The 10,175-nt window shown below is 67.3% G+C and carries 12 protein-coding genes; 2 read left to right on the top strand and 10 right to left on the bottom strand.

From position 1 onward, the window contains the following. The coding region (locus AC6LKD_RS26365) for a hypothetical protein (protein ID WP_498117897.1) at positions 1–532 on the bottom strand (532 nt) is incomplete at its 3' end. After that, on the bottom strand, positions 522–989 hold the full coding sequence (locus AC6LKD_RS26360; protein WP_013393075.1) for a MarR family winged helix-turn-helix transcriptional regulator: 468 nt from the start codon (positions 987–989) through the stop codon (positions 522–524). The genes AC6LKD_RS26365 and AC6LKD_RS26360, both read right to left, overlap by 11 nt. A 219-nt stretch (positions 990–1,208) precedes the next feature. Between AC6LKD_RS26360 and AC6LKD_RS26355 the strand changes: the two genes are divergently transcribed. Beyond that, positions 1,209–2,237 (top strand): AraC family transcriptional regulator, encoded by a 1,029-nt coding sequence (locus AC6LKD_RS26355; RefSeq protein ID WP_492275478.1) that lies wholly within the window; start codon positions 1,209–1,211, stop codon positions 2,235–2,237. A 12-nt stretch (positions 2,238–2,249) separates the two neighbouring features. Here AC6LKD_RS26355 and AC6LKD_RS26350 read toward each other — a convergent pair whose 3' ends face one another. Further along, positions 2,250–2,861, bottom strand: a complete 612-nt coding sequence (locus AC6LKD_RS26350; RefSeq protein ID WP_041653344.1) for a hypothetical protein — start codon at positions 2,859–2,861, stop codon at positions 2,250–2,252. Between the two features lie 230 nt (positions 2,862–3,091). Here AC6LKD_RS26350 and AC6LKD_RS26345 point away from each other — a divergent pair, with 230 nt between their 5' ends. Beyond that, the gene (locus tag AC6LKD_RS26345) at positions 3,092–3,724 is read left to right on the top strand and encodes a hypothetical protein (protein ID WP_498117896.1); all 633 of its coding nucleotides are present in this window, start codon (positions 3,092–3,094) and stop codon (positions 3,722–3,724) included. A gap of 12 nt (positions 3,725–3,736) precedes the next feature. On the opposite strand, the gene AC6LKD_RS26340 is transcribed toward AC6LKD_RS26345, so the two are convergent. From AC6LKD_RS26340 to AC6LKD_RS26310, 7 genes are all read right to left on the bottom strand, one after another. Next, a complete protein-coding gene (locus tag AC6LKD_RS26340; RefSeq protein ID WP_498117895.1) occupies positions 3,737–4,054 on the bottom strand; it encodes a hypothetical protein in 318 nt (105 codons plus the stop codon). Between the two features lie 93 nt (positions 4,055–4,147). Beyond that, the gene (locus AC6LKD_RS26335; protein WP_498117894.1) at positions 4,148–5,044 is read right to left on the bottom strand and encodes a SphA family protein; all 897 of its coding nucleotides are present in this window, start codon (positions 5,042–5,044) and stop codon (positions 4,148–4,150) included. Continuing rightward, the gene (locus tag AC6LKD_RS26330) at positions 5,041–6,651 is read right to left on the bottom strand and encodes a phytoene desaturase family protein (RefSeq protein WP_013393069.1); all 1,611 of its coding nucleotides are present in this window, start codon (positions 6,649–6,651) and stop codon (positions 5,041–5,043) included. Before AC6LKD_RS26330 ends, AC6LKD_RS26335 begins: the two co-directional genes overlap by 4 nt. A 26-nt stretch (positions 6,652–6,677) precedes the next feature. Next, a complete protein-coding gene (locus AC6LKD_RS26325) occupies positions 6,678–7,205 on the bottom strand; it encodes a flavin reductase family protein (RefSeq protein WP_013393068.1) in 528 nt (175 codons plus the stop codon). Further along, positions 7,202–8,443: a styrene monooxygenase/indole monooxygenase family protein gene (locus tag AC6LKD_RS26320; RefSeq protein WP_498117893.1), complete on the bottom strand. Its 1,242-nt coding sequence runs from the start codon at positions 8,441–8,443 to the stop codon at positions 7,202–7,204. The genes AC6LKD_RS26325 and AC6LKD_RS26320 overlap by 4 nt, the downstream gene beginning before the upstream one ends. A 20-nt stretch (positions 8,444–8,463) precedes the next feature. Continuing rightward, a complete protein-coding gene (locus tag AC6LKD_RS26315) occupies positions 8,464–9,252 on the bottom strand; it encodes an SDR family oxidoreductase (RefSeq protein ID WP_498117892.1) in 789 nt (262 codons plus the stop codon). A 243-nt stretch (positions 9,253–9,495) separates the two neighbouring features. Next, on the bottom strand, positions 9,496–10,146 hold the full coding sequence (locus AC6LKD_RS26310; RefSeq protein WP_498117891.1) for an imm11 family protein: 651 nt from the start codon (positions 10,144–10,146) through the stop codon (positions 9,496–9,498). Between the last annotated feature and the right edge of the window lie 29 nt (positions 10,147–10,175).

The following is a 10,175-nucleotide window of genomic DNA, read 5'->3' as shown; positions in this document are numbered from 1 at the left end:
CCGGCATCGGGGTGGTTTCCCTCTGTCCCGGGGGCGGGGGGATGTGTAAAGGGGCCGGCCGCGGGGGGGGATACTGGCCCAGGCCCCGCCCCTGCGGGCGCCGCCGCAAGCGCCCGAGCCTGATGCCGTCGCGGATGTTCAAACCGATCAGCGCAAGGTTGGCGGCGCCCGCCGCCAACTCCAGCGCCTGCACCCCGTAAAACACCCCGTCGAACAGCCCTGCCTGCGCCCGCAGCGCCAGGAACAGCGCCGCGGGCACCAGAATCAACAATCCATTGGCCGCGATAAAGGGCATGCGCCTGCGCTTGGCAAGCAGCAACGGATGCCTGCCCTTGCCGCCCATCATGAAGCCGCTGGCGGCGGTAAGCATCATGACCGGCACGAAGCCCAGCAAGGCATAGGCAATGGCCAGCTTGACCTGCGCCACCGCGGAGGTCGCCAGGAACAGTTCGGACACCGCCGTCGATATCCAGAATGCGGCCAGAAACAGCAGCGTCAGCACGGCTGCCGTCGCGTGGATTCTATGTTTCATGATCTTGCTCCGATGGCGCGGGAACGTGCGCGGCCAGCAAGCCGGTCAGCACCCTCCCCGCCGTTTCCAGTTCGGCCGCGCTGAAGCCGCCGGCCAGTTGCCGCGCGCGCTCCTTCCAGCGCGCGTCGATAGCGCCATACACGCGCCGGCCCTCATCGGTCAGCCGGTACAAGGGCGAACGCTTGTGCTGCGGATTGGCGCGGACCTCCACCAGGCGCGCTTCGGACAGCAGATTGAGCTGCTTCTGCGCGCCCTGGCGGGTCACGCCCATGGCGGCCGCAAGCTGCGGCGCGCTCAGGGGCTGGCCCGCCAGCGCCAGGGCGCCCAGCATCTGCCAGCGCGCGCTGGTCAGCGCCTCGGGCGCGACGAAGGCATCGCCCCAGTCGAGCAGCGCGCCGTTCAACTGGAACAAGGTCAGGATCACCCCGGTGAGCCGTTCTTCCTTGGTCGGATTCATGCGTGGTCTCCTTGGTGGTCCGTTATATTGACAACCAGTTTCCATTAATGAAAACCGGTTGTCAACATGAATTTGCCTTGGTTTTCTGCGCTCCGTGGACACCCGCCGCAAAAAGCGGATAGAACTCCCCGCCCCTGGACGGGTTTTCCACCAGTCCGCCCAGTCCAGCGCAGCTTTACTATCAAAGCCTTCAAGACCCCGGCAGTGGAGTCCCCCGCCATGCTCGACACGACGCAGTCCGCCACCAGCACATCTTGGCCGCCGGCCGGGCCGCGGATCGAGTCGGTCCTGGGCCTGCCGGCGCAGCAGCTGTTCGCCTCCGGCGATCTGGACGAGGCCCGCTCCATGGTCGGCCGCGTGATGCGTCCGCACCACCTGGGCGTGGTCGGCGCGCTGCAACGCCTGGACGCGCGCATGCACCACCAGCCGCTGGGCGAAGTCTCGCTGAACCGCCTGCGCTACGGCGCCAACGTCGAGATCCGGCCCGGCCCGCTGGAGGACTTTTTCCTGGTGCAAATGCCGCTATCGGGCTGTGCCCGCATCAGCAGCGGCCCGCAACAAGTGGATTCGACGCCCGATGTCGCCTCGGTCGTCAGCCCGGACGACGACCTGGCCATGCGCTGGGCCGAGGACAACGACCAGTTCATGCTGCGCGTGGGCCGCTCGCTGCTGGAACGCACCCTGGTGGGACATCTGGGCTGTGCGCTGGACCGGCCGCTGCGCTTCCAGTTGGGATTCCGCTGGCGCGAATGCCCCGCCTGGCGCTGCCTGATGAGCTATCTGCTGGACTGCTCCACGCAGCACGCGAACCTGGCCCAGCACAAACTCATCGTGCATCAGATGGAACAGCTGGTCGCCGCCACCCTGCTATCTGCCCAGCCTCACAACTACACCGGCGCGCTGCCGGGCCGCCGCGGCGCGGTACTGCCGCGCCACGTGCGCAGCGTCCAGGATTATCTGCAGGCGCACGCGCACGAATCCGTCAGCGCCGAACAGCTGGCTCGCATCGCCGGCGTCAGCGTGCGCAGCCTGTATGCGGGATTCAAGGAATTCCTGGGCGTGAGTCCCATGCACTACCTGCGCGACCTGCGCATGGAACGCGCGCACGCCGAGCTGGTCTCGGGTGAAAGCCGCAACATTGCCGGCGTGGCGCTGCGCTGGGGCTTCGCGCACATGGGACGCTTCAGCGCCGGCTACAAGGAACGCTACGGCGTAAGCCCCAGCCAGAGCCTGCGGCGGCGCGGCTGAGGCGGCGCCGCTTCAGGGCCTGGCTGGCGCAGCCGGCTTTGCCTTGGCAGAGGAATCCTGCGCCATCACCTCACGCGCAAGCTGGTTGATCTTGGGAGCCGCTTTCATGGCGCCGTCCTTGTGCTGCGTCAGGAACTGACGCGCGTAGTACCGCTCGAGTTCGCAGGGATTCGGATTCTTGCCCGTAAAACCCACGGAAGCGTCTATCAACTTGCCGGCATGCGCCTGCTCGGCAAGAACGCGCTTGCGCATCGCCTGGATTTTCTCCGCCGCGTCCTTGCGCCCTTCCTGGGAGTTCAGGCGCTGGGCGAGCTTGGCGCGCAGCGCGGCCGGGTCTGTCGGCGCGCGGGCCAGGTCCATGCCCAGGCTCGCTTGCGCCAGGGCCATGGCCACCAGCCCTTGCACCTCCGGCCCGTCTGCCGGGTACAGCTTGCAGGCGGCGATGAAACCCATGTGGGCGACGGCCCTGTCACCCAGCCACTCCTGGCCGCTGTCGCTACCCATCGCAAAACCCAACGAATTGCGCATCGGTTCCTGCACTTCAAAGCTGCTGCTCGTGTTCTGCGCCGCGGCAAGTCCGCTGCACAAGAAAAGCGCCAGCGCCGAAATTGTTCTTTTCATCATGTTCCCCGTGAGCGCTCGCCGGCGCGGATATCTCCACGCCGGATGCTATTCCAGCATCAGCCAGAATGGTGAGCGAGGTCCCAAAACGCCCGCGAGAGCAGGCCTACAGTTGCATCCGAACAACGCCTGCTTTCCTCATCCGTTGGCCGCTATGGCATGGAAGGTGGATTTCCACGAAACTCGCGCAACAGGGGGCCGCAGGTCTGGCGCAGCCCAGGGAAGGACACTCGATGAAAACACTACAAAGCAGCCTTCTTCTTCTTTGCGCTTCGTTGTCCATCGGGACGGCAGGCGCTTCGGACGATATCGACATGCAGGCGTTCGAGGCTTCGAGCCAGGCCTTGCGCTCGGCCGATGCGAAGGCCGAAGCCAGGCGCGCAGCCGTCGCCGCGCTTTCACCGCGCCTGCAGAAAATCCCGCTCGGCGAGCGGGCCGGCGCGCACATCGCCGCCGCCGGCGCTTGCGCCATCGACGTTCCCATCGACGACATCAATAAACTGTCATCGCTAGCCGTGGCGGAAGCGGTCCTTGGCAAGCCTCTTGCCCAAGTCCCCTATGAGTCCAAAGCAATTTTGAAAGCGACCACAGACGCAATCCGAACGCCGGAAGCGGTCGCAGCGGCAACCAAGCGCCAGCAGCGACTGCAAAAATTGGCTCAGGCTGAGCGCGACTGGGTTTCCCAAGTACGGGTCGCGGTAAAAAAAATCAATCCCAAAGGCGAACCCAGCGACTGCCGGCATCTGCGTGGACAGATCGACGATCTGCTGGACAATGCGGACCGCGACAACTCCCTCAACAAGGCCGAGCTGGTTCTGTTTGCCGTCCAGGAACTTCAAGGGCAACGCAAGCAGTCCGCCCGCTGAGGCGCCCCTCGCCTAAGGCTGCTCGATCCAAGGCGCCGCCGCCTCGTCCCGGCTCCAGTGCCGCCAGCCGTACCGGTAGGCGTGCTGCAAATAGGGCCCGCGCAGGATCCGAGGCTCGCTGTCGATGGCCTGTTCCGTGCCGAGCAAGTGCAGAACCTGGGCCCAGTCCGCCAGCCCGCCCCGGGCGCCGCGCAATGCGGCATCCGCGAGCTGTCCGGCCTCTTCGACCGATGCGGCGCGCACCAGGAAGCAGGTATCCGCGCCATCCGGACCGCCGGTGTACGGGTCCTCGGATTCGTTGCCCCAGCGTATCGCTTCGTACAGATTCATGCCCCTGCCCCGTCCAATCGACAGCGGAACGATACCAGCAGACACGCCCCGGAAACTGGCGGCGGACAGGGCCTGCCCGGAGGAACGCCAGACCTAGAACGGAATCCCCAGCTTCACATACAGCTGCGCGCCTTCGGGCCGGTTCTTGACCTTGAAGTCCTGCTGCCACTTCGCCGTGAACAGCCAGCCTTTTTCATTCATGTAGCGTACCGAAGGGCCGAAGCCGAAAGCCCGGGCGCGGCCCGCGGCGCTGTTGGGGCCGCTGTCGTCGGTGACCTGCTGGAAGGCGTAGCCACCCACCCCCAGCACCCAGCCCTTGCCCACACCCCAGCCCAGCGCGTAGTCGGCGTGCAGCGCCTGGCCCGAACGCGTATCGGTGGCGGAGTTGGTGAAGTTGAAGTCGTACATGACTTTCAGGTCGGCGTTGAAGCCGTCCGGACTGATGCGGCTCAGCGCGAACACCGGCTGCGCAGTCCAGTAGTTCTTGCCCAGGCTGGACGGGTCCTTGCGGTTGTACTCGCCGGTCGGCGCGTACATGTCCAGCCCGACCACGTAGTGCAGGCTTTCGGACGGGTGATAGCCCAGCGCCACTCCCAGCGTCATGTCGCCCAGCCCGGTGCTGCGGTTGCGCTGGCCGGCAGCCTTGGTGGTCACGTCCAGCAGCGGCGCAATGGCGTGGAAGGCCAGCTGTCCGCCCATGACCTGCTGCTGCGTGACCCAGATCAGGCGCGGCGCCAGCACGTTGACGTCGACCTTGAAGCCAGGCACCGGCACGCGCTCGCCGTCGTTGCCGCGCAGCGTGTCGTAGCGCGCCCCGCCGGCATAGACCAGCATGTGCACGCCGGGTGGCGGCAGCGCGCCCGACATGAAGTTCTCCAGGCCGTCCGGGTAGATGCCCAGGCCGCCGCCCTCGGTGGCCTGGGCCCCCGCGCTGGCCAGCGCCAATGCCGTGGCGCTGGCCAGCCGCCGGAGTTTCAGGTGTCCGCTCATGTTCCCCTCCTGCCTATTTGTTGTGCGACGAGATAGCCGGAGCCGCCGCCCAGCCCGGGACCCGGGTGAGTGGCGGCGCCGATATGAAAGAGATTGCGCAGCGGCGTGCGGTGGCCGCGCGCGCCATGGCCGCCAGCAAAGGGCCGCAGCCAGAAGAACTGGTCAGGCGAACACACGCCCGAATAGGGATCGCCCCCGACCAGGTTGCAGTTCAGGCCTTCCAGGTCCGCCGGCGAGTAGGCACGGCGGCCGACGATGCGCCGCGTCAGGCCCGGCATCACGCGCTCCATGCGCGCCTGCACCCTGTCGGCCATGGCCTCGCGCACCGCCTCGTTCCAGCGGCCGTCGGCGGGCGCCGCGATCTCGCCCGCGGCGTCGCCCTTGATCCGCGCCGGCAGCTCCTGCATCTGCACCCACAGGATCCAGCCGCCTGGCGGCGCGCGCGTGGCATCGACCGCGACGGGCTGGCCGATGGCCAGCGTGGGACGCGCCGGCAGCAAGCCATTGTTCGCCTCGGTGACCGAGGTGCAGACCTGCTCCATGCTCTCGGTCAGATGCACCAGCGGCACATGGCGCAACTCCGGCGTGAGCCAGTCCGGCGGCGCGTCCAGCGCGAAATGGATCTGCATGCCGCCGCGGCCGTAGCGGTAATTGGCGGCGCGTTCGCGCATGGCGGGCGGCGCGTCGGGCAGCAACTGCCCGTACAGCTGACCCGGCGCCACGTTGCAGACCACCGCCTCGGTGGCCCGGTACTCCCGCCCTGCCGCCACTACGCCCACGGCCCGGCGGCGCCTGCCCTCGCCGCGCGTGACGATGCGTTCGACGTGCGCGCCGGTCTGCAAACGGCCGCCGTGCCGATCGATGACGGCGGCCAGCGCATCCACCACGCCGCCGCCGCCGCCCTTGACCACCGGCATGCCGCCGGCCACCACCGCAGCGAAGGTCAGCTTGCCGATCAATGCGGAACAGGCATCGTCCGGACCCAGCCCGGTGTGCAGCACCCAGGGCGCAATCAGGGCGCGCGCGGCGTCCGACTGCAAGGCGCGCTCGGACCAGCGGCGAAAGCTCTCCATCGAATCGGCGGCGAAGGCGGCCAGACCGTCCATGCCTCGTTTGCGCCATTCGCCGAACAGCAGCTTGAGCATGCCGGTGCCGTAGGGGTTCTGGCCCAGCAGGCCGAAGGTCAGCGCGGCGTCCGCGCCGAACAGGCGCTGGGCCATGGCGGCGAAGGCCGCGCCGTCGCCGGGCGCCCAGGCGTCCAGCCGCCGCGCGCTGTCCGCCACGTCCTGCTTGAGCGCCAGGCCCGAACCGTCCGGCAACACCAGCCCGGTGGCGTACTCGCCTTGCATGAATTCCAGTCCGGCCTCGCGCAACGCCGGCTTGAGCGCCGCATAGGCGGGGCTGCCCATGAACAGCGGGTACCAGCAGGACAGCACGTCGTGGCGGTAGCCGGGGAACAGTTCCTCGGTGCGGATGCAGCCGCCCAGCCTGTCGTTGCGTTCCAGCACCAGCACCGACTTGCCGCGCTGCGCCAGCAAGGCCGCGCAGACCAGCGAGTTCATGCCGCTGCCGACGATGATGACCTGCGCCTCGGACTCCAAGGACATGATGCGCTCCGATGAGTAGTAGGCCGCTACGCGGCGGTCAGCGCGGTGAAGCGCCCGGCATGGAACACCAGCGGCGTGGCCGCCACGCTGGCCACCCGCAGCACCCGGCCGAACAGCAGCAGATGGTCGCCCGCGGGGCTTTGCTGGTCGTTGGCGCAGACCAGCGTGGCGACGGCCCCGGCGATGGCGGGTACGCCTTCCGGCACGTCGTGCACCGGCGCGCCCGCGAACTTGTCCGGAACCGAGGAACTGGCGAAACGCATGGCCAGTTCTTCCTGGCCGCAGGCCAGCACGCTGATGGTGAAGTGGCTGCAATCGCGGAACGCCGCCAGGTTGGGCGAATGGTTCACCAGGCTCCACAGCACCAACGGCGGATCCAGCGACAGCGAGGCGAAGGAATTGATGGTGAGGCCCACCTGGCGGCCGTCCGGACAGCGTGTGGCGACGATGGCCACGCCGGTCGGATAGCTGCCCAGCACGCCGCGCAGGACCTTGGGATGCAGATCGGTGCAGCCCCAGTCCAGAGGCAGGCCCGCTGCGCAGCCCGTCATCATGCCGCCGCCCGCGCCGGTTGCGCCGCAATGAAGGCTTCGCAGGCCGTGGCGTCGCCCCACCAGGGATACAGCGACGGCGGATGGTTGAAGCCGTTGGCGATGGCGCTGGCGATCGCAGGCGTGTGGTCCGCGGCCTGCAACAGCTTGAGCAGATGCGGCGCCGGCGGCAGCAGCATGGAGTTGGTCCATTCCACCACCGCGCCGCCATAGTCCCAGAAGCGCTCGAAGGTGCGCTGCATCCATTCGGCGGTAAAGGTCGCGTCGCCATGCGCCAGGATCGCGTCCAGGTAGACGGCGCAGGCCTTGGTGGCGTTGTTCGAACCCTGCCCCGTGATCGGGTCGTTGGTCACCACCGCGTCGCCCAGGCCGAACACCAGCCGACCCGACGGCAGGGTCAGCACCGGCTTGCGCACCGTGGGCGCGAAGCTGCCGGCCAGGATGCCGTTGGCGTCGGTCAGTTCCACCGAACCGCAACGGTCGGCCTCCCAGGGCAGGTAGGTGTGCAGGATATGCAGGCTTTGCGCCAAGTGCTCTTGCGGCGACTTGATGTCGCGCCAGCAATCCATCGGACCGCCGGGCACGCCTTCGAACACCATGATCTCGCAGGGGCCGCTGACGGTCAGCGCCGGAAACACGAAATACTCGCCCACACCCGGAATCAGGTTGAAGGCGACCCGCGAATGATCCGGCGCCGCGCGCATGCCGTGCACGTAGGTCAGCGCCAGCGCGCGCTGCGGCCGGTCGAAGCGCGAGCGCAGCGCGTCGCGCTCGAACAGCTTGACCACTTCGCCCTTGCCCGCAGCCAGCAGCACCAGGTCGTGCGAGGCCGCCAGCAATTCGAGTTCGGCCACGCCGCCGTCCTGGATCAGCAGCCTGCCGCCGCGCGCCGCGAACAGCTCCATCCACGCCGGCATCTTGATGCGCTGGTCCACCGCTTGCGCCGGCCGGTCCAGGCGCGCGACCCAATCGATCAGCTTGTGGCCGGGCCGTTCCGGATGCGGTAGCGCCAGGCCGATGCCGTCCACCGTAGGGCATTCGGCTTCCCATTGGTTCAGGCCCAGGTCGCGCTCGACTTGCAGCGAGGCATCGAACATGCACTGGCTGGACATCACTTTGCCGTGGCGGATATGGTCCGGCTCGCGGTTGGTGACCACGGTCACCTCATAGCCTTTGTCCAGCAGTCCCAGCGCCAGGGGCAAGCCCGCCTGCCCGCCACCCACGATTGCGATTCGACGCATGATTGATCTCCTTTGTATGTCTAGGCGGCCAGGCGCGGAATCGCGGGCTTGGCCTGTTCGGGACCCATGGCCGAGTAGCCGCCGTCCACCGCGTAATCGGCGCCGGTGACGAAACTGGCATGGTCTGAAAGCAGGAAGGCGACCACCTCGGCCACTTCGGCCGGATCGCCGGCGCGTCCCAGCAGGTGGTAGTCCGCGGCCACGCGGTCGGTCTTGGCGCGGTCGCCCTGCGTCAGCTCGTCCATCACGCGCGACCAGGTCCAGCCCGGCGACACGGAGTTGACGCGTATGCCGTCGGCGGCATAGTCCATCGCCATGTTGCGGGTGACCTGCAGCAGCGCCGCCTTGGAGACCGGATACAGCCAGCGCCCGGTCTGCGCCACGCGCGACGAGATACTGGTGAAATTGACGATGGCCCCGCCACCGGCCGCGACCAGATGGGGATGGACCGCGCGCGCGGCCATCACGGCGCTGACCAGGTTGACGTCCAGCGCGCGCAGCCAGTCGGCACGGCCCGACGCGGCGCCGTCGTCCAGATAGGTGGCCGCCAGATTGACCAGGAAATCGACGCGGCCGAAATGCGCTGCCGTGTCGGCCACGCCGCGCTCCAGCTGCGCGTCGTCCGCAATATCCACCGGCCAGAAGCGCGTGCCGGCCGGATCGGCGGCGGCCACGCGTTCGCCGCCGGCGGCATCGATGTCGAACAGCGCCACGCGCACGCCCTTGGCCCGCAGCGCCGCAACCACGCCCGCGCCGATCAGCGTGGCGCCGCCGGTCACGATGGCCACCTTGTTGTCCAGACCCTTCATCGCATCACCTCACCGTTAGCTGATTGAGTGAGGCGAATACTGGCGCCGCGCGCCGGGGCGGCGATAGCCGGATCCGGCTATCGCTATCCGCTGACTGCGCTTATTCGGGGAAAGACTGATCCATGTCCAGGCGGCGTGGCCGGAAACTGCGGCGCCTGTCCGCTTCGTGCAAGCGCGCGGGCTGCGGGGCGGACAGACGGCCCGATGCCGCCGCGGCGCGGCGAGCCGCCAGACGCGCTGACACTACATATCGGCTACATCGCGCAGCCGTACGCCGGAGAAGTTGGCCGCGCTCAATGCATCAAACATCGCGCGGTCGCAGATGGGAGGTGCTCCCATGCGATCCTGGCGGAAGATATGGGCATCTCCCACAACATCCTGTTTGAACACCAAGCTGGCTCCGCCGACGAGGCTATAAAGTTTCTCGTCCTCGCCGGTCTGATAATTATGGTCGAGCTTGATCCTCACGCGAGAAGAGGCTTCATCCAGGGCATCGAGTCTGCGCAGCACATTGCCTAGGTAGTACTGCGGAGCGGGGCTGCCGTCAGCAAGGCTGAAGTCGCATGCCACAAATGCAAACGCCTCGGCGTCCAACTGCTCAAACAGTTGCTTCAACGGCTCCGACACAATCCATATGCCAGCGAGCTCTTCCAGATCGCGTGGCATTCCGCCCTTCTCCGGTACATGAACCAGGTGGGGACGCTCCGGATACTGATCTGGCATTCCATTAGGGCGCGAGACGACATTCATCCCCGGATCGATCAGCTTCTCTTCGTTGGCGATTTCGATGCCGGGAACCCTGCCGTTTTCCAAGAAGCTGGCGTCGATCAGGAAAAATTCGCCCTTATGAGATGCGGCTTCGGCTGAAACTTCAATGGTGGTCGGTTCGGTCACGGTGGCTTCCATCATGGATGCGGGGGCAG

This window comes from Achromobacter sp. D7-1 (assembly GCF_059760445.1).
This window is presented reverse-complemented; position numbering and strand designations above follow the sequence as displayed.